Annotated in this window: 12 protein-coding genes; 8 read left to right on the top strand and 4 right to left on the bottom strand. The window is 42.0% G+C overall.

Features of this window, described 5'->3' with window-relative positions; all coding sequences use genetic code 11:
* Positions 1–92: 92 nt before the first annotated feature.
* Entirely contained in the window at positions 93–302 is a 210-nt protein-coding gene (locus ACFSTG_RS03350; RefSeq protein WP_380748466.1) for a hypothetical protein, read from the top strand.
* Between the two features lie 108 nt (positions 303–410).
* On the opposite strand, the gene lysS is transcribed toward ACFSTG_RS03350, so the two are convergent.
* The gene (gene lysS, locus ACFSTG_RS03345; RefSeq protein WP_380748464.1) at positions 411–2,108 is read right to left on the bottom strand and encodes a lysine--tRNA ligase; all 1,698 of its coding nucleotides are present in this window, start codon (positions 2,106–2,108) and stop codon (positions 411–413) included.
* Positions 2,109–2,229: 121 nt separating this feature from the next.
* On the opposite strand from lysS, the gene ACFSTG_RS03340 reads away from it, so the two are divergent.
* On the top strand, positions 2,230–2,385 hold the full coding sequence (locus ACFSTG_RS03340; protein ID WP_380748462.1) for a YqaE/Pmp3 family membrane protein: 156 nt from the start codon (positions 2,230–2,232) through the stop codon (positions 2,383–2,385).
* A 6-nt stretch (positions 2,386–2,391) separates the two neighbouring features.
* Positions 2,392–3,132: a lipoyl(octanoyl) transferase LipB gene (lipB, locus tag ACFSTG_RS03335; RefSeq protein ID WP_380748460.1), complete on the top strand. Its 741-nt coding sequence runs from the start codon at positions 2,392–2,394 to the stop codon at positions 3,130–3,132.
* A 76-nt stretch (positions 3,133–3,208) separates the two neighbouring features.
* On the opposite strand, the gene ACFSTG_RS03330 is transcribed toward lipB, so the two are convergent.
* From ACFSTG_RS03330 to ACFSTG_RS03320, 3 genes are all read right to left on the bottom strand, one after another.
* The gene (locus ACFSTG_RS03330; RefSeq protein ID WP_380748458.1) at positions 3,209–3,520 is read right to left on the bottom strand and encodes an endonuclease domain-containing protein; all 312 of its coding nucleotides are present in this window, start codon (positions 3,518–3,520) and stop codon (positions 3,209–3,211) included.
* A gap of 137 nt (positions 3,521–3,657) precedes the next feature.
* Entirely contained in the window at positions 3,658–6,132 is a 2,475-nt protein-coding gene (locus ACFSTG_RS03325; RefSeq protein WP_380748456.1) for a hypothetical protein, read from the bottom strand.
* A 26-nt stretch (positions 6,133–6,158) separates the two neighbouring features.
* Positions 6,159–6,758 (bottom strand): ribonuclease HII, encoded by a 600-nt coding sequence (locus tag ACFSTG_RS03320; protein ID WP_380750779.1) that lies wholly within the window; start codon positions 6,756–6,758, stop codon positions 6,159–6,161.
* A gap of 334 nt (positions 6,759–7,092) precedes the next feature.
* Here ACFSTG_RS03320 and ACFSTG_RS03315 point away from each other — a divergent pair, with 334 nt between their 5' ends.
* The 5 genes from ACFSTG_RS03315 to ACFSTG_RS03295 all read left to right on the top strand — a co-directional run bounded on the left by ACFSTG_RS03315 (position 7,093) and on the right by ACFSTG_RS03295 (position 18,699).
* Entirely contained in the window at positions 7,093–10,224 is a 3,132-nt protein-coding gene (locus ACFSTG_RS03315; protein WP_380748454.1) for a SusC/RagA family TonB-linked outer membrane protein, read from the top strand.
* Positions 10,225–10,235: 11 nt separating this feature from the next.
* Positions 10,236–11,687 (top strand): RagB/SusD family nutrient uptake outer membrane protein, encoded by a 1,452-nt coding sequence (locus tag ACFSTG_RS03310; RefSeq protein ID WP_380748451.1) that lies wholly within the window; start codon positions 10,236–10,238, stop codon positions 11,685–11,687.
* A 321-nt stretch (positions 11,688–12,008) separates the two neighbouring features.
* Positions 12,009–15,194 carry a SusC/RagA family TonB-linked outer membrane protein gene (locus tag ACFSTG_RS03305; protein ID WP_380748449.1) on the top strand — a complete coding sequence of 1,062 codons (3,186 nt, stop codon included), beginning with the start codon at positions 12,009–12,011 and terminating at the stop codon, positions 15,192–15,194.
* 18 nt (positions 15,195–15,212) lie between these two features.
* Positions 15,213–16,667 carry a RagB/SusD family nutrient uptake outer membrane protein gene (locus ACFSTG_RS03300; RefSeq protein WP_380748447.1) on the top strand — a complete coding sequence of 485 codons (1,455 nt, stop codon included), beginning with the start codon at positions 15,213–15,215 and terminating at the stop codon, positions 16,665–16,667.
* A 106-nt stretch (positions 16,668–16,773) separates the two neighbouring features.
* The gene (locus ACFSTG_RS03295; RefSeq protein WP_380748445.1) at positions 16,774–18,699 is read left to right on the top strand and encodes a putative porin; all 1,926 of its coding nucleotides are present in this window, start codon (positions 16,774–16,776) and stop codon (positions 18,697–18,699) included.
* Positions 18,700–19,436: the final 737 nt, after the last annotated feature.

Genomic DNA, 19,436 nt, shown 5'->3' with positions numbered 1-19,436 from the left:
GTACTTTAAACTTCAGTTAAAGTGGATCGATTTTTCTTCGGAAGGCTCTAATGTCCTTATCTTAAGGAAAGATAAAATTTAAATTAAGAGATATGGAAAAGATCGTGAATTTAGTAGCCGAAAAGGCAGGAATCTCAACAGCACAAGCCGAAACTGCTGTTAGCACAGTAGCTGAATTTTTAAAAGATAGAATGCCACCAGCAATGGCTTCTCAGGTAGATAATTACCTTAAAGGAGAAGGCGATGGCGGCGGTATTGCCGGAGCAGCAGGGAAATTGGGTGGTATGTTCGGTAAAAAGTAATCTTAATTAATTTTCAGATCACCAATAGATCAAAATAAAAACGCCGTTTCAGTTCATCTGAAACGGCGTTTTCTATACCTCACAAAAAGAGTATTCTATAAGAGATTTTTAAAACCATTTTTCAACTTCGTCCAGCTGCAAGGCAGCCACGGGCAATTTGTTCTTTTTTCTCAGTCCGTTAAGTTTCTGGTGTACCTGGGTGGGTTTCTGTTCTTTTAATTTGGCAACACTTCCAAATTCATGCATAACAGTATCTACCCATTCCTGTGGTACTCCCATTTTAATAAAATCTTCCGGCTTGGGAACTGCGGCTTTTTTCTCCGGTTTCATTTGCGGGAAGAACAATACTTCCTGAATAGATTGTTTGTTGGTGAGAAACATGATCAAACGGTCCATTCCAATTCCCAATCCTGAGGTAGGAGGCATTCCGTATTCAAGAGCCCTAAGGAAGTCATGATCGATGAACATGGCTTCATCATCCCCTTTTTCAGAAAGCTGAAGCTGTTCTTCAAAACGTTCTCTTTGATCAATAGGATCATTAAGTTCAGAATAGGCATTAGCGATCTCTTTTCCGCAGACCATCAACTCAAAACGTTCTGTCAATTCAGGATGTTCCCTGTGTTCCTTACATAGGGGGCTCATCTCTTTGGGATAGTCTGTGATAAAAGTGGGTTGAATGAACTTCCCTTCGCATTTTTCGCCAAAGATCTCATCGATAAGCTTGCCTTTACCCATAGTGTCATCAACATCAATACCCATGTTCTTTGCTGCCTCAAAAAGCTCTTTTTCAGATTTCCCTGTAATGTCGAAACCGGTGAATTTTTTTATAGCATCTGTCATGGTAACCCTCGCATAGGGGGCCTTGAAGTCGATTTCATCCTTGCCGAAAGTAGCTTTGGTAGTACCGTTTACAGCAATGGCACAATGCTCCAGCAGGTTTTCGGTAAACTTCATCATCCAGTTATAATCCTTATACGCCACATAAATTTCCATAGCAGTGAATTCAGGATTATGCGTCCTGTCCATTCCTTCATTCCTGAAATTCTTGGAGAATTCATACACCCCGTCAAATCCACCTACAATCAGTCTTTTCAAATAAAGTTCATTGGCGATCCTCAAATACAATGGAATATCCAGCGCATTGTGATGGGTAATGAAAGGCCTTGCGGCCGCACCTCCCGGAATGGATTGCAGGATAGGGGTCTCCACCTCAAAATAACCCTTGTCATTAAAGAAGTTTCGCATGGCACTGAAAAGTTTCGTGCGTTTCACAAAGATCTCCTTCACCTTGGGGTTCACAACCAGGTCTGCATACCGCTGGCGATATCTTAGTTCGGGATCATTGAATTCGTCAAAAGTTTTTCCCTCTTTATCGGTCTTTGGCAGCGGAAGCGGCTTCAGGGATTTACTCAGCAGCTGGAAATCCTTCACCATAACGGTCATTTCCCCTACCTGTGTTTTAAAAAGGTCTCCTTCTATACCAATGAAATCTCCTATATCCAGAAGTTTCTTGTAGATGTCATTATACTTGCTCTTATCTTCCCCGTGGCAGATCTCATCCCGGTTAAAATAGACCTGAATTTTTCCTTTCGAATCCTGGATCTCGGCAAAAGAGGCTTTTCCCTGTATCCTTCTGGACATTAGTCTTCCTGCGATCACCACCTTTTTTCCTTCCTCGAAGTTTTCCCTGATATCGGTTGAGGTATGGTCCACCGGGAAAAGTGCTGCGGGATAAGGATTTATATTCAATTTTCGCAGTGATTCCAGTTTTTCCCTGCGAATTATTTCCTGTTCAGATAAATGCATGATTAGTATTTGAATTTTCGACTCGCAAAGATACAGACTATAGGGCAACCAATCAATTGTTTTTTAGGGTAGGAAGTGCGTCAGTTAAGTGCGGTAGAAAATAGTATCTTTGTAATCCATTATGAGTGTCTGGAGAGTAATATTATCTGTTTTGTTTCCACCCCTTGCGGTGATCGACCGCGGCTGCGGTTCGATCCTCATCGTCCTGATCCTTACCCTGCTGGGATGGATCCCCGGGGTGTTGGCTGCACTTATAATTTTGAACAACAGGAAATAGTTTTAAATGCAGAAGGAGTTGAACAAGAAAGTCAGATTCCGGGAATTGGGATCAAAAGATTACAAAGAGACGTGGGAATACCAGGAAAAGCTGTTTCAGGATATTCTGGATCAGAAAATCAGGAACCGGAGGGAGAATACTTCCGAAGAAACCAATAACCACCTGCTTTTTGTGGAGCATCCGCATGTCTATACTCTGGGAAAAAGCGGAGATAAATCCAACCTGCTTATCAATGAGGAGCAGTTGATTCAGAAGAATGCGTCTTATTACAAGATAAACAGGGGTGGGGATATTACCTACCACGGCCCGGGACAAATTGTGGGATACCCTATACTCGACCTGGAAAATTTCTTTTCAGATATACATAAATATCTTCGGCTACTGGAAGAAACCATTATTCTCACCCTTGCCGAGTACGGAATAAAAGCTGAACGCAGTAAAGGGGAAACAGGGGTTTGGCTTGATGTGAATACACCTTTCGCCCGTAAGATATGTGCCATGGGGGTAAGGGCAAGTCGCTGGGTAACCATGCATGGTTTCGCCTTCAACGTGAATGCCGACCTTGGCTACTTTGATTACATTATTCCCTGCGGAATTAAAGGAAAGGCGGTTACTTCCTTAAATGTGGAGCTTGGGGTAAAAGAAGTTCCTGTGACTCAAGTGAAGGAGAAGATAAAGAAGCATTTTTCAGATCTTTTTGAAGCGGAACTGATTCAGGATTACCCCCAACCCCCTGAAGGGGAGTAGATTAATCACTCAAGATCTGTTTTTAAATCCTCAATTTTTCTCTTAATTTCCTTAATTACTGCCTCCGGATTTTGCATTATCTCTTCATTTCGAAATGCAGGTTGAAATTCTGTAGATGTTCAGTGCGCATTTGATCCTTATCCCTCTTTTCTTTTTTGAGATGTATCTCTCCATCTACCTCAATTACAAGTTTTATTTTGTGACAGTAAAAATCGACTATGAACTGGCTCACCGGATGTTGCCTTCGAAACTTGACCTCCAATTTATTATTGGAAAGAAAACTCCAAAGTATTTTTTCAGCCCTGGTTTCTGTTTTACGTAACTCTTTCGCCCTTTGATGGATATAGGGAGAGGCACCATAAAACATATTATGCAGATTATCACTCATACTTTCTAACCCCCCTAACCTAAAATAAGAAAAATTTATAAGCCATCTGACCGCCATCCTTGCTGAATAAGAGATTGATTTTATCTCCTGCCTTATATTTTAAGTCCGTTAAAAATCCCCTTAAGGGGATTTAGGGGCTATTTGACCTCATAGATCAATATCCCGTCATTCTCGTCCAGTACTACCAGTTCGGGGGCGCTGTTGCCGGTTGCGTTGGCAAGATCTGCCACAGAATTTCCATAAACCGGGAAACCGGATAACAACTCCCCGTTGCTGTCAAAGAGATACACTTTTTGAGTTTGAGTGTCGGTAAGGCTCACGTAGATCTTGTTGTTGAGATAGAAGATCCGCGGTTCTGTATATAATCCGAAATCGAGCGTGATTGTCTTATCCCTTATGGTGAGGGTATTTTCATTTAAGGTAACAAGGGTTTTGGACGTGGCGGTCATGTGATGGGTATCAGAAAGGCTATAATTAGTCACGTTTACTTTTCCCTGTTCGGTTACCTGCACCAGCTCCCCCTGTTGATTGGTAGTGGTGAAATTACCCTTATACTCATACCAGTTATTTTCAGAAAAACTGATCTTCTCTTTTACAGGCACCCGTATTTGACCTGTCCTGCTGAGAATATTGAGCTTTCCAGATGCTTCTGGGATAAGGATATAATCCTTGCGGCCCAGGCGAATATGTTTGGGAGCATGTACCACTTCGTCTGTAGCCTTACTATACTTAAAACCTTTCACTCTTCGTCCTTTATTGTCATACATTAAAACCTCTTTCCCCTGTACGATCACAAAGCGGTAATCCCGGTTGTTATCGTAATCAAAAACGGCCAGAGGCTGGGTGATCGCATCCCTGAATTTATGAGGAAAAGGCTTCACAGGATTGCCGTTACGGTCAATCACGTGAAGTTGGTTCTGGGTGGCAAAAGCCAGTTGATATCTGCCGTTCTTTAAGATGTCAATGGAGTGGATCTCTCCCAATATGCGGGAATCCATTTTCTTTTTCCAGTAGATCTTTCCGCTTGGGGAGATCAGGTACAGTGTATTTTCAATATCCTGCACGGCGACGTCCATTCCTTTGCTGCGGTGGTTTCTGAAGAAGACGGGATTCGTGGCCGGGGCGGCATCCAGTTTTACCGAGGCGATCTGGGCAGTGGAATTTTTTGTTTTGGGTGCCGAATTTTTCATCATTACACCATGAACATGGGCGTAATTGTCCTGGTAAATGAATTGCAGGGCCGTAATTGGATAATTTTCAAAATCAAGGTCATTGGTGGAGCTTTTAAAGGCTTCGGAAACCATACCTGAAAGTACATTTTTGAAACCACTGTTATTTGACACCACTAAAACAGAGGCGTCTGTGCTGAGGCTTCCAAAAGTTGAAATATAAGCTTCATTTTTTGCCAGTACCTTTTCATTCTGATAAGCTGTAATGATATCTTTTAATGCTTCGGAAGATGAAGAAAACATCAGGAAATCTTCCACCCGTGTATAATGTTGCAATCCTTCCGGAGAGAAAAGGGGATAAAGCAGCTCCCGAAAGCTTCCGTTATCTGAATACTTGTAAATGCTGTTTCCGCGGAAATCTTCAGGAACTTCACTTTCCGAAGAAAGAAGAAGATCAGCGCCTTCAGGATCAAAAGTCCTGAGGATAAAAACAGATTCGCCTTCCAGGAAGACCGTTCCTGCTTCCGTAGTTATCTCCAGCAGTTCTTTGGTATCAGGAAAGTTTTTATCTGTTCCACCTTTTTGGAGGGGTGTAAGGTTTTGCAGGAACCTGTTAAAATCATTGTAGGTAACCGAGTAGAACCCTGTTGCATCAACCGGCGTGACCGTCGCCAGGAGATTGGAGGAGGGGGAGGTGCCTTTGAAAACATTAATAAGGTTGGGCAGCGTATCTGTAGCTGTTGAGATCCCGTTCAGCTTAATTGAGTTTTGAGTTATCTCTGCGTCTACAGATGTCCAGTTGCTGAACCCGGGTATAAACGAAAGATCTTTCTTCGGAAACCATTTTTTCAGGAGGGGTTGGAGCTTCTTGTGGTTTATGTAGACCGAAGGATGCTTTCCTGAAGCTGCCTTCATCGCCTTTTGAAAATCGGGATCGTCGTAAAGAGTCTTTTCTTCAAAAAGTGTTGTTTCAAGCAGGCTTCTGGAGTTGCTGAAGATATAGATGCTGTCTTTTTCTGTGGAAAAAGCTACCTGGTCTTCTATCGTATATTTCTTAATAATATGATCTTCGGTAGAAAAGGATTCAATCATCTTATTGGGGATTGAATCGAGGTTCGGGATCTCTGCGGCTCCCCTGCTGATAAATGTGAAATCAAAAGAATCTTCCCCTGTAAATGAAAGAGTGAGCAGGGCCGGGTTAGTGTGGGGAATAAGATCCAGGATGGCCAGTTTTTCTTCCATTTCCCTATAAAGGGAGTGTGACTTGTTCTCTCTCAGGAATTCACTGTTCCTTAAATTGCTGAAAAACAGGTCCGGGTCTTCAAGATCAATAATGACTACTGAATTTTCAGGAATGAACCCTGTGAGATCCCCTGAAGCTGATCTTTCCTCTGCACACCCCAACAAAAGAAAGGCGACAAGGACCATCAGAATATTTCGCATACCTGCTTTTTTCACAAAAGTAGCATTTACAGGCTAAGTTCCAACTGCTCGGGCAGTAGTTTAAAGCTTTTTCTGTGATACCTGGTGATCCCGTATTTCCTGATGGCTTCCCTGTGCTCCAGAGTTCCGTATCCCTTGTTCTGCTTCCAGTTGTACATGGGGAACTCTTCATGAAGCCGAATCATGAGTTCATCCCTGTAGGTCTTTGCGAGGATAGAAGCGGCAGCGATACTGAGGTATTTCCCATCCCCTTCAATGATACATTCATGCGGAATGCTCTTATAATTATGGAATCTGTTACCATCAACCAGTATGAATTGCGGAGTGCTCTCTAATCTATCGATGCAGTGATGCATGGCACTAATGGAGGCATTAAGGATATTGATCCTGTCGATCTCCTCCATATATATATGGTGCACAGAAAAGCAGAGGGCTTTTTTTTCGATCATCTTGCGCAGTTCCCAACGTTTCTCCGCAGTAAGTTGCTTGGAATCATTGATCATTCCCTTCCTGAAGTATTTGGGAAGAATCACCGCCGCTGCAGTGACAGGACCGGCCAGGCATCCTCTCCCGGCTTCATCTGTGCCGCATTCCAGTTGAAAAGTAGAATGTTGTCTTTTTAACACGGGATCATGGTTGTAGTTAACAACTCCTTTTGGGAGAAGATTATTATTCCTGGGTATTGCAAACTTACACAACCTTAATTTGTTGTAAAAAGATCAGGACAAAAAAATTGGAGATAAGGAACAAGAATTTTACTTTTTTTTATCAACTACGACACCTGCTTAAATCGGAGTAAAAAATGTTCTAAAGCCTTGAAGTCATTGGCTTGATGTATGATCCGGTATAAACATAGGAAATGTTAGTAAGTTAATAATTTAACATTTAAAATGCAAAATGATTTGGCGATATAAGATAATATTCACATTTTAGCGGCGGCTAATTCAAACAAATTCCAAAATGAAAAAAAGATTACAAGGATTTCTAACGTTATTATTGGCGTTAGTAGTGCAAATGACCTTTGCACAAGACAGAACCATTACCGGTACGGTTACCGACGGTGATGGGATGCCCTTACCAGGTGTGAACGTACTGGTAAAGGGATCAACAAGCGGTACTCAAACCGGTTTTGAGGGAGAGTATTCTATCCAGGCATCAACCGGTGCTGTACTGGCATTTAGTTACATTGGTTTTGAAACCGTTGAAAGGGTTGTTGAAAGCAATGACGTGATCAATGTCACTATGACATTGGATGCTGCACAACTTGAAGAAGTTGTTGTAACAGGGGTTGCAGGTGCAACAAGCAGAAAAAAACTTTCTGTTACGGTTGCAAAAGTAGATGCTGCAGATCTTGAAATTATTCCTTCTACTTCTGCCGCCAGTGCATTACAAGGTAAAGTTGCCGGGGTTAATGTGACCAATTTTGGGCAACCAGGTTCTGGTTCAACTATCCAGCTTCGTGGTGCGACCAACCTTTTTGGTGGTCAGGAGCCTTTGATCCTCGTGGACGGGGTTCAGGTTGAAGGAGGGATCAATGATATCAATACAGATGATATTGCTTCTTTCGAAATTGTTAAAGGTGCTTCGGCATCTGCTCTTTATGGTTCACGTGCCGGTAACGGGGTGATCGTGATCACTACCAAAAGAGGTAGGTACAACGATGCAGGTCCGCAGGTAACCATTAGAAATGATATAGGTTTTTCTGACCTGTCAAATAAGATTGACGTGAGCCAGTCTCACCACTTTGAACTTGCAGATGACTGGCAACAGTACCAGGGGCAATACACCCGTTTTGCCGGTGTAACTTATCCATCAGATTATCCTGGTGTAGGAAGTGTTGGTATTGAGGGCGCCCGTGTTGAGTCTGCAGATAACATTGCAGATAATCCTTACGGAGTTTATTACGATAACCAGGATCTTTTCTTTGGAACAGGTATAGATAACACTACCTATGCTTCTGTCTCAAATGGATCTGAAAACTCTAACTTGTTTTTCTCTGCTGAAAGAACTGAAAATGAAGGGATCTTTGTTGAAACCGGAGGTTATGAGCGCTATGGTGTTCGTCTTAACGGAGATTTCCAGATCAACGACTGGTTGAAGCTTTCTACCAACAACAACTACATACGTTCCAACAACGAAACTCCCGGTGGAACAACAGACGGAGTTTTATTTGATTTGGCACTTACTTCACCTGATGTTAACCTGAATGCGGTTAACCCTGACGGTCAGCCATACTATTATGTACCAGACCCATGGGCAGCGACTACCATTAACCCTATTTATGATCTTCATACCAACAGGGAAATGGCAACTAGAAATCGTTTCCTTGGTTCCTATAACCTTAACTTTAAATTTACTGACTGGTTGAACCTTGATACTGAATATGCGGTAGAAAGTACTACCTGGATCAATAATGATTATGATCCTTATACTTCTTTCCAGTTAGGTGGAGAATTAGGGGGAGAGGACTATGGCTTTGGATATTCCAAGGGTAGCCTTTCCAAAGAAACAAGTTATACACTTTCTCAAAAGGCGCAGGCTACCTTAAACTTCGCAAATTCTTTCGGCGAACTGAATGTTGCTGCCAAGCTTAGTTATTTATTAGAAGATAACAGCTACGAATACTACTATGGCTCTGGAAATGATTTCATATATCCCGGGGTAATTTCTCTGGATAACTTTACCACAGCCAATACAAGAACAAGTTCAACAGCTGCAGATGAAAGAGCGCAGAATGCCTTTTTTATCGTAGGTCTTGATTACATGGACAGGTATATCCTTGATGCTATGTATCGTATTGATGGTTCTTCCCTGTTTGGAGAAAATGAGAGATGGAATGACTACTACAGGGTTTCCGGTGCTTACCGTATCTCACAGGATGTTCAAATTCCCGGAATTTCAGAATTCAAGGTTCATGCAGCTCTTGGAACTGCAGGACAGCGTCCAGGTTTCAGCTGGCAATATGATTATGTAGGATTAACCACAGGAAATGTGGCGACAGACAGGATCAAGGACAACCCGAACTTGAAACCTTCTACTACAACCGAACTTGAATTTGGTACTAACATTGAATTCCTTGACAGGTTTACCTTTGAAGGAGTTTATGCAAAAGCGAAGACAGAAGACCAATTCATGTTGGTTGATATTTTCCCTCCGGCAAATGCGGGTGATAACAGACAATGGCAAAATGTTGGAACAGTAGAGTTCAACACCCTTGAACTAAGTCTTAATACTGAGATCTTCAACAAGCAGGATTTTGGATGGGATCTTGGATTACGTTTCAGTACTACAGATAACGAAATTACCAGTCTTAACGTAGACCCAATTACAGTGGGTCCTGGAGGAACTAACACTCCTGGGGTTATTTTCCGTATTAAGGAAGGTGAAGAGTTTGGAGCTATGTATGGGAATGCTTTTGTGACTTCTCTTGACCAAATGGCAGATCAATTACCTGAAGGTACCACAATTAATGATTTCGTGGTGAACCGTGACGGAGTAGTTGTTCGTGCAGATGCAATTGGGACTATGGATGAAAAAGCGATCAAACGTCTTGATGAAAATGGGAATACCTGGTATGGGAAAATTGGATCTCAGAACGCTGACTTCAACATGGGTCTTACCAATAACATTCGTTATAAAGGATTTAACTTCTACATGCTTTGGGACTGGAAAGAAGGTGGAGACATCTATAACCGCCAGGGGCAGTGGTTGACCAGGGATAACCGTCATGCAATGATGGATATGGCCGGGGTACCAGACGCTGATAAAAAAACTCAGGCATATTACCAGAGTCTTTATGGTACTAACGGAGATCTTGAGTACTGGGTAGAAGACGGTTCTTTCGTAAAACTAAGAGAGGCTTCTTTGTTCTATACGTTTGAAAGTGAACAACTTTCAGGTATTGCCAATGGATTTTTTAACTCTCTTCGTTTAGGTGTTACCGGAAGAAATTTATTAACTTTCACAGATTACTCAGGATGGGATCCGGAGATCCAGAGATATGACCCAAATACTCAGAATTACTATGCGGTTGATTATGGAGTGTATCCTGTCTCTAGAGCTTATAATTTTTCGGTTCAACTTAAATTCTAAAAAAAATTATCATGAAAAAAATTAAATTAACATTCATGGCTGCCTTCGCCCTGATGTTTGCTTCCTGTAGCGATTTCAATACAGATCTTGATGTTCCGTATGCTGAGAATCCTACCAGGGAACAACTTGGGACAGAATCGACGGCCGACAGGTTATTCCAAAACTGGTATAACACTATTAATAATTATAACGGACCCGGACTTGTTTTGGCAACAATGGCAGACCAGGGAACCATGTCCTGGGGTAACCAGGGTATGCGGGATATGTCCAGCGAACCAAGGATTGCCTGGAACAATTCCTCTACTTATTCATACTCTGTAGTAACAGAGGCCTACTTCAACTCTTTTTATGCCATCCTTGCAGATGCGAATGCCATCACAACAGGAGTACTGGGAGAAATGGAGTTTTCAGATCGTGATAAATATGAGTCTGTGGCCAGATTTGGTCAGGGGGCTTCCATAGGGTACCTTGCTCTTGTTTTTGATCAGGTATGGATATCAGATGAAACGGGAGTTCTAAATGATGGAGAACCTGTGGGATACATGGAGGCTGTAGAGTTTGCACTTGCCAGATTGGACGAAGCTATTGCTGCGGCAGATCGGGGAGATTTTGCATTTGATGCCAACGATGGTTTTGTACATGGACAAAGTTTTAATAGTGAAGAATGGAGTGAGTTCTTGAATACTCTTGCTGCAAGGATACTGGTAAACAGTGCGAGAAATAAACAGCAAAGAGAAAACCTTGACTGGCAGCGGGTGCTTGACTATACTCAGAATGGACTTACCTATGATTTTGCTGTAGGTCAGGACGGATGGATCGACTGGTGGCCAGACTGGATTGGGTATTCAATCTACCCGGGATGGGGTAGGATCGATATGCGTATCATTGGCTTAATGGATGAATCTTATCCAAGTTACTGGCCTGCCGGAGAGACAACATTACCTCCTGCTTCCAGTGAAGACGACAGGTTAGAGTCTGACTTTGAATACAAGACCTCCCAGGATTTCCCTGCAGACCGTGGTACTTACCACTGGAGTACTTACAGACATTCAAGATATGATGATTGGTTAACTTCTGGTTTCACTACAGATCTTTATGAGATGCTTGAAGCAGAGAATGAATTGTACAAAGCTGAGGCACACCTTCAGTTAGGGAATCTCGCAGAAGCCGCTGCAATTATCAATGCAGGTAGTCGTGTAGAACGTGGAGGTTTACCACCGGTAGCCGTAGATGAAGATGCCATTGCTGAAGCTATACATTACGAAAGAATGATAGAATTGATCAATACAGGAATGGGACTTGGATTCTTTGAAATGAGAGGTAACGATCTTCTTCAGGAAGGAACTCCGCTACATTTCCCTGTTCCCGGGTCTGCTCTTGATGCTGCAGGAATTCCAATCTATACTTTTGGAGGTACTACAGGTGTTCCTGGTGAGGATTACTCAACAGGAGGCTGGAGATAAATTATATTATTCCCTGCAATTAGCTGGAAAAAGGCTGTCTGTAAAAGGACAGCCTTTTTTATTGATTATATATGGAGAGAAGTTCTTATATCGGGCAATGCGTTTTTTACACTTTTTCACATTTTGTTCAATTTTTGATATTTCTCACAAACTCATATATAATTTGGCTAAGTACTGGTCTCAAAAGGCTTGAAAAGAATGATAAGTTATCTTAAATTTAATTTTTTGTTAAAAAGTTAACAAATGGCTTGGATTTTAATGCTTGTTTTATTAAGGATTTATTAGCATTTTTGACGTTGGCTAATTCAAATAATTTATAAAATGAAACAAAGATTAAGTGGAATTCTAACACTCTTACTGGTGTTAGTGGCGCAGATCGCATTTGCGCAACAAAAAACGGTCACCGGAACGGTCACCGATTCGGAAGGTCTTCCTTTGCCGGGTGTGAATGTCCTCATTGAGAATACCAACCGGGGGGTTCAAACAGATTTTGATGGTAATTATTCCATCCTTGCATCTGAAGGGGAAACTATCGTGTTTTCCTATATTGGTTTTGAGACCGCCAGAATGGAGGTAACACAAAATGCCAGAATAGACGTAACCCTATCAGAGGATGCGGCTGAGCTGGAAGAAGTAGTGGTAACTGCTTATGGGGTGCAGAAAAGGGAATCCATCACCGGTTCTATTTCTGAACTTAAAGCTGAAGAGATTGCTGAGGTTCAAACCAGTAACGTAGTACAAGGTATGACCGGTAAAGTTGCCGGGGTGCAGGTTATTAATGAAACAGGACAACCTGGATCTGCTCCTACCGTACGTTTCAGGGGTATTGGATCTATTAATGCATCCAGTGCACCTCTTTATGTTGTAGATGGAATTCCTTTCCAGGGAGACATCAATACCATAAACAACCAGGATATTGCCTCTGTGACTTTTCTAAAGGATGCTTCTGCAGCCGCTCTTTACGGAAGTAGAGGTGCTAACGGGGTAATTATCATTACTACAAAGAAAGGTGCTAACAGGCCTATGAATGTTACCCTTGACGTTAGAACGGGAATCAACACGAGATCTGTAAAGGAGTATGATATCATGGAGAATCCAGGAGAATACTACGAGGGGATGTTCCAGGCCTACAGGAATAGTTTAATTTATCATGAAGAACTTTCCCCGCAAGAAGCAAGTCAGTATGCTGCTGCTAATCTTATCACGGAAACTGACGATATGGGATTCGGATTAGGTGACTTAGGTTTGAATTATAATCCTTATAATGTAGGAGATGGACAGGTTATTGACCCTTCTACCGGAAGAATTTCTTCCGACGCAACTCTTAGATATTCCGAAGATTGGGATGATTATCTTTTCGAAGATCAACTGTTAACCCAGTCTAACCTTTCTGTTAGTGGGGGTGGAGAGAATTCTTCCGTTTATTTCTCTTTAGGTCATGAAAAGAATGACGGGTATGTGATTAACTCCGGATTCGAAAGATATACTGCAAGGCTATCTGCTGAGACCAAAATTAAAGACTTTTTGAAAATTGGGGGTTCTATGAACTACGCCCACACTATTCAGAAGACAGTAGGAGGAGACGGTACAACTGCTTATAGTAACCCGTTATCCTGGGCAAGAAACATCGCTCCTATCTATCCTGTATTTGCATATGATGCAGATGGACAAAGAATGTTTGATGGTCAAGGTAACCCTATCTACGATGATGGTACGGGGGCTTTTGGTCTTCCTGTACGTCCGTATGGTGGTCTTCAGAACCCAGTGGCTACTGCACAGCTTGACATTATTAATAACGTTAACGATAACGTCTTTGGAACAGCTTTCGCTACCTGGAATATTCTTGAAGGTTTAGATTTTACTTATAATGTTGCCGTAGATGTGAGAAACAGAGCTTTAACCAATTTCGACACTCCTAAATATGGTGATGCTAAAGGAGTGAATGGACGTGCTACCAATTCCTTCTCTAATGCATTGAACCTAACCCAACAACAGCTGTTGAACTATAACAAGGAAATAGGACGTCACGAATTCGCATTCCTTGTTGGTCATGAAACTTCAAATTATACCTTAAAGTTCATGAACCTGCATAAGATCAACTTTTTGTTGCCAGATGTTCCTGTTCTTGATTTCGCGGCTTCTTATCAGTCATCACGTAACTTTGAGCGTGAATACGGTGTAGAAGGTTATTTCTCAAGAATTAATTATGACTTTGATAACAAATATTACGTAAATGCCAGCTTTAGAAGGGATGGATCTTCTGTTTTCCACCCTGATAACAGATGGGGTAACTTCTTTGGAGTTGGTGGTGCCTGGAGGATCTCACAAGAGGATTTTCTGGCTGATGCTACTTGGTTAACTGAACTTAAGCTGAAAGCTAGTTACGGGGAGCAAGGAAACGACGCTATCCTTTATCCTGATGGTGGAAGAAACTACTATGCCTACAGAGATCAGTTTGAGGTGGTTCCTAATGACGGAGAATTAGCTATTCAATTGGCTTACCTCGGTAACCCTGATTTAACCTGGGAAACAAACGCTAACTTCAACGCAGGTTTCGAGATTGGATTATGGGAAAACAGGTTCACTTTGAACGCTGAATACTTCTCTCGTGAAGTACAGGACATGTTGTTCAATACGCCTCAACCTCCATCTTCTGGTAACCCTGATCTTCCTGAGAACGTTGGAGATATGATCAATAAAGGGGTAGAGGTTACTTTAACTGCAGATGCTATCAGAAAAAAGGACGTTGGTCTTACTTTCCACCTGAATGCAACGCACTATAAAAATGAAATCACAAGATTACCTAAAGAAGACATTATCACGTCACAGTTCCGTTACAATGTAGGTGGTTCGGTTTACGATTATTACCTTAGGGAATATGTTGGAGTAAATCCTGAGAACGGAAATGCTCAGTGGTTTATGGATGTGCTTGATGACAATGGAGACCCAACGGGTGAAAGAGAAGTGACTGAAGAATTTGCACAAGCTACTCGATATAAACTGGACAAATCTCCTATTCCTGATGTTTATGGTGGATTTGGAATGGACTTCAGATTCCATGGTTTTGATCTTGGTTTAGACTTCGCTTACCAAATTGGAGGAGATGGATATGATCAAATTTACTGGGGACTATTTGATGCTGCAGGAGATGTGGGTAACAACCTTCATAGAGATGCACTTACTCAAACCTGGACCGTAGAAAATCCTAATGCACCACTTCCAAGAATCGATACTCAAAGCATTTACCAGTATGGAGGTCTTTCAACACTTTATTTAACAGATGCGAGCTATTTAAGTTTGCAAAATGTAAGTTTAGGATATACCTTTGGAGATAACGTAACTAACACAGTTGGAGTTAATTCCCTAAGAATTTACGCCCTTGCTAACAACGTAGCACTTTGGTCAGAGAGACAAGGTTACGATCCTAGATTGAGCTTAACGGGAGTGTCTGCAAATGAATACTCTATTTTGAGAACAGTGTCTGTTGGAGTGAATGTTCAATTTTAATTTATAACATAACATTTTATGAAAAAGTATTTATTAATAGCAGCCCTTGGTTCTCTGGCTCTTGGATCATGTTCTAGTGATCTGGATATGGATAACAAGGAGCTTGTATCCAGGGAACAAATTAACGCCCTGGCGGAGAGTTCTCCTGAAGCCCTTCTGGTTGTTACTGAAGGGATAAATGATGGTGCCAACGCATTCCTTAGGTCTTTTAGTACTTATGGAGCCGGAGCTCATAGTGATTTTGGTCTTAAAGCCATACATTTAGGTACAGACCTAATGACTAATGATGTAGTAATGAGAGTTAGTCACTGGTTCAGTGAATATCACAACTACACAGGCAGAGAGCAGCAAAACACTCGTGGAACTGCAACTGTATGGAACTTCTATTATACAGTGATCAGGGATACTAACGGAATCATTGAATTGATCCCGGCAGATACTCAGGATCCTGGTCTATTAGGTAGCTTAGGTAAAGCCTTGGCTTTAAGAGGTATGGCTTATTTTGATCTTATCAGACTATATGCTGATGGGGAAAGAGGTATTCCATTGTACACAGAAGATACTTTCATTGCTTCCAGAGCTGCAACAAGTCAGGTTGTAGATCAGATAGGAAGTGATCTTGAAAGAGCATACGATGCTTTAGATGGGTACAGCAGAGCTAGTAAAGGAGAGATCAATCAGGATGTAGTTGCTGGTTTACTGGCGAGATATTATCTGGAATATGGTGATTATACTCAGGCTATCGCTATGGCTGAACAAGCACAAGCTGCCGGTACAGTCATGAATGAAGAGCAGATATTTGACGGTTTTGATGAAATTAGCAATCCTAGCTGGATCTGGGGTGCAGATATTACTCCAGAAACTTCTTCTATCTATGCATCTTTCTTTTCTCACATGGCTAACTTAAATAATGGTTATGCAGGTTTACTAGGTGTTTACAAAAGCATTGACAAAAGATTGTATGAAGCAATTCCTGCTTCAGATGCCCGTAAAGACTGGTTCGTAGGTGCAGATCAGGTTGAGGCTTATGGTCTTCCGCAGTATGCCAACGTTAAATTTGTAGATGACACTTTCTTTGAAGGAGATCTTTTATATATGAGGGTTGAGGAAATGCTTTTGATCGAGGCTGAGGCCCGTGCGTTGTCTGGTGATTATGAAGGAGCTGCTCAGGCGTTATTTGAGGTTATTTCTAAGAGAGATCCTTCTTACACTTTGTCAACAAAAACTGGTGAGGCTCTTTTAGAGGAAATAAGACTTCAAAGAAGAATAGAGCTTTGGGGAGAAGGATTCGCCTTCTTTGATATGAAGCGATGGGATATGGCCCTGGAGAGAAATTATGATGGGACCAACCATGCTGGATGGGCAGGTCAACATAACTTCGCTGCAGGATCACCAAAATTCATCTTTCAGATTCCAATTTCTGAGATCAACAACAACGAAGAAATTGGTCCCGGAGATCAGAACCCACTATAATTTCTTTTGAAATTAAATGGTTACTTAAAACCTGTGAGGCAACTCACAGGTTTTTTTTTATTCTGTTTTCTGCTTTTATCATACTTTTGTTCAGGAAGCCAACAGTATGAAGCAAATTATCCTTTTTCTTTTTTTGATATACCTCCCTATAGAGACCTTTGCCCAGATTCGTGGTTCCAGAAATCCCAATATAGACAGAGATCGGGATTCTAAGACAACAAATCAACCTGAACCCGCCCCCATCTCTAAGTACAAGATCATTTCCATAGACAATGATACCACTTCCGTAGACACCAGTCTTACCATATATAATGAGTACCGGTTCAATTACCTGAGACGTGATCGTTTTGAGCTCCTTCCCTTTCCCAATGTGGGCCAAACCTACAACCGTCTCGCCTATAATTTTTCCGAAGAAGAACAGGTGATGCCGCATTTTGGGGCAAGGGCAAAACATTATAATTTCATGGAGGCAGAAGACATTTCTTACTACCATGTGCCCACCCCGTTTACCGAACTATATTTTAAAACAGTCTACGAACAAGGCCAGACCCTTGATGCCTTTTTTACCATTAATACTTCTGAAAACCTCAATTTTTCGATCGCCTACAGAGGATTGCGTTCCCTGGGTAGATATCAGCACGCGCTGGTAAGCAATGGTAATTTTAGAACTACGATTAACTACCATACTACCAATGACCGCTACCGTGCCAGGGCTCATTTCGTCTCTCAGGACCTTATGAACGAAGAGAACGGCGGCCTCGATCCGCAGTCGCTGGAAAATTACGTCTCAAAAGATCCGGAATTCGAAGATCGTTCCCGCCTTGATATGAACTTTGATAATGCGCAAAACACCTTATATGGAAAACGCTTTTTCCTGGATCATTCATATGCACTACTCAAATCCCGTGATACCCTTACATCTTCTCGTTTGGCAATAGGGCACAGGCTCAATTATTCCTATAAGAAATTTCAGTTTCAACAGGCAGCAGCCAATCCTTTGTTCGGCCCTTCTTTTGAACAAATACAGATCAACGATGAAACCCGTTTGGAATCAACCTATAATGAAGGATTTGTTGAATTCGCAAATCCCAGTCTTGGGCGGCTTAGGGTAAAGGGAGGTTTTACTCATTATAATTATGGGTACAATGCGGTTCTGGACCTGGAGTCAGGTTTGATCCCAAACAGGTTGGTGGGGGATATCATTTCTGCAGGGGGATCATATGCTACTAATATTGGCGGATTTAGACTTGACGCTGATGGTATGTTGAACGTGGCCGGTGATTTTACCGGCTATGATCTTAAAGGAAGGTTGGTTTATAATGTGGCCAATGATATTTTCGGGGCTTTTAGGGCGCATTTCAATGAAAGTGCTCCTAATTATAATTTTTTGCTGTACCAGAGTGATTATATTAACTATAACTGGCGAAATACTTTTTCCAATGAAAATATGCAATCCTTTGGTTTTGAATTAGGGCTCCTTAAGTTACTCAACCTGGAGGCAGAGTATACCCACAAAGGCAACTATACCTATTTTGGGCTGGATGAAGAAGAATCTGTAAAACCTATGCAGCACGGCGGGGAAGTGAATTATGTAAAGGTCACTGCCCGCAATGAGATCGCATTTGGAAAGTTTGCGTTGAACAACACGGTATTGTACCAAAAGGTTCTGGACGGGGACGGGGTTTTGAACGTTCCGGATCTGCTTACGCGAAATACACTTTATTACAGCGATCATTGGTTTAAAAGAGCCCTCTATTTACAAACTGGTTTTACCTTAAAATACTTCACAAATTATAATATGGACGCCTATGATCCCGTTCTGGCCGAATTTTATGTTCAGAACGAGCAGGAGGTGGAAGGTTTTCCTGCGGTAGACTTCTTTTTTAACGGAAAGATCAGGACGGCGCGAATATTTTTTAAACTGGAGCGTATTGAAACCCTTCTCAACGGAAATAACAATTTCGCGGCACCATTGCATCCTGCCCGCGATTTCGCGGTACGTTTCGGGATGTTGTGGAATTTCTTTATGTAATTCATTTTGGGCGTTCCTTCTCCCTCCTCCCGGCGGGAGAAGTCTCGTGTTCCGCTGTATTTTTAAAGCGCCTTATGTGGAAGCGCTTTAAAAGATGCCGCTCCACCCGCTAACGCAATACGACCAAATTACCGGTTCTCGCCCGTTCGTTATCCACCCTGTCAGCGGTTTTGATCCCTGACAGGGTTTCAAAGAAATCTAAAAAAATCCCCTCCAAAAACCACATTTTCAGCCCCTTATTTCAAAGGCTTAAAAAAACCTTAAAAAAGATGGGACAGGAACTTGTGGGAGAAAGAAACAGGCGTATATTTGCAGCCGCTTTGAGAAACAACAAAGGGTCTTTAGACCGGGAGTTGCGAGCCCAATAGGGCAGGAGTCTCAAGGCGAAAAAGCCCACCTTGATTGGTTGGCAAGTTCTCTGAAAAAAGATTGAAATTTTGTTTGTGTTGTAACGGGAAAAGGTTGTAAGTTTGCATCCGCTTTTGTGACAAAACAAGTTCGGGGAGTTCCCTGAAAAAAAATAAAATTTTTTTCTTGCAGGTTTTAAAATCGGTTGTATATTTGCAGCCGCTTAGAACGAGAGCGAATGTTCATTAAAATATACTGAAAAGGAATCCCGGGACGGGTAACAGAGAAAAGGTTCAACTCCTTTTATTTCCACAAGAGACATCCTTCCGAAGGCGGAATGATCCTCACCCTTTTAGGGGGAGGTGCCGAAGGCGGAGGGGGTCATGTTC

This window comes from Salinimicrobium flavum, from assembly GCF_042684505.1.
Taxonomy (GTDB): Bacteria; Bacteroidota; Bacteroidia; order Flavobacteriales; family Flavobacteriaceae; genus Salinimicrobium; species Salinimicrobium flavum.
The sequence above is the reverse complement of the archived record's forward strand: the minus strand, read 5'-3'. Positions and strand labels throughout refer to the sequence as shown.

Coding starts and splice junctions, on each gene's coding strand:
- ACFSTG_RS03350 (WP_380748466.1), top strand. CDS start 93: ATGGAAAAGATCGTGAATTTAGTAGCCGAAAAGGCAGGAATCTCAACA.
- lysS (WP_380748464.1), bottom strand. CDS start 2,108: ATGCATTTATCTGAACAGGAAATAATTCGCAGGGAAAAACTGGAATCA.
- ACFSTG_RS03340 (WP_380748462.1), top strand. CDS start 2,230: ATGAGTGTCTGGAGAGTAATATTATCTGTTTTGTTTCCACCCCTTGCG.
- lipB (WP_380748460.1), top strand. CDS start 2,392: ATGCAGAAGGAGTTGAACAAGAAAGTCAGATTCCGGGAATTGGGATCA.
- ACFSTG_RS03330 (WP_380748458.1), bottom strand. CDS start 3,520: ATGAGTGATAATCTGCATAATATGTTTTATGGTGCCTCTCCCTATATC.
- ACFSTG_RS03325 (WP_380748456.1), bottom strand. CDS start 6,132: ATGCGAAATATTCTGATGGTCCTTGTCGCCTTTCTTTTGTTGGGGTGT.
- ACFSTG_RS03315 (WP_380748454.1), top strand. CDS start 7,093: ATGAAAAAAAGATTACAAGGATTTCTAACGTTATTATTGGCGTTAGTA.
- ACFSTG_RS03310 (WP_380748451.1), top strand. CDS start 10,236: ATGAAAAAAATTAAATTAACATTCATGGCTGCCTTCGCCCTGATGTTT.
- ACFSTG_RS03305 (WP_380748449.1), top strand. CDS start 12,009: ATGAAACAAAGATTAAGTGGAATTCTAACACTCTTACTGGTGTTAGTG.
- ACFSTG_RS03300 (WP_380748447.1), top strand. CDS start 15,213: ATGAAAAAGTATTTATTAATAGCAGCCCTTGGTTCTCTGGCTCTTGGA.
- ACFSTG_RS03295 (WP_380748445.1), top strand. CDS start 16,774: ATGAAGCAAATTATCCTTTTTCTTTTTTTGATATACCTCCCTATAGAG.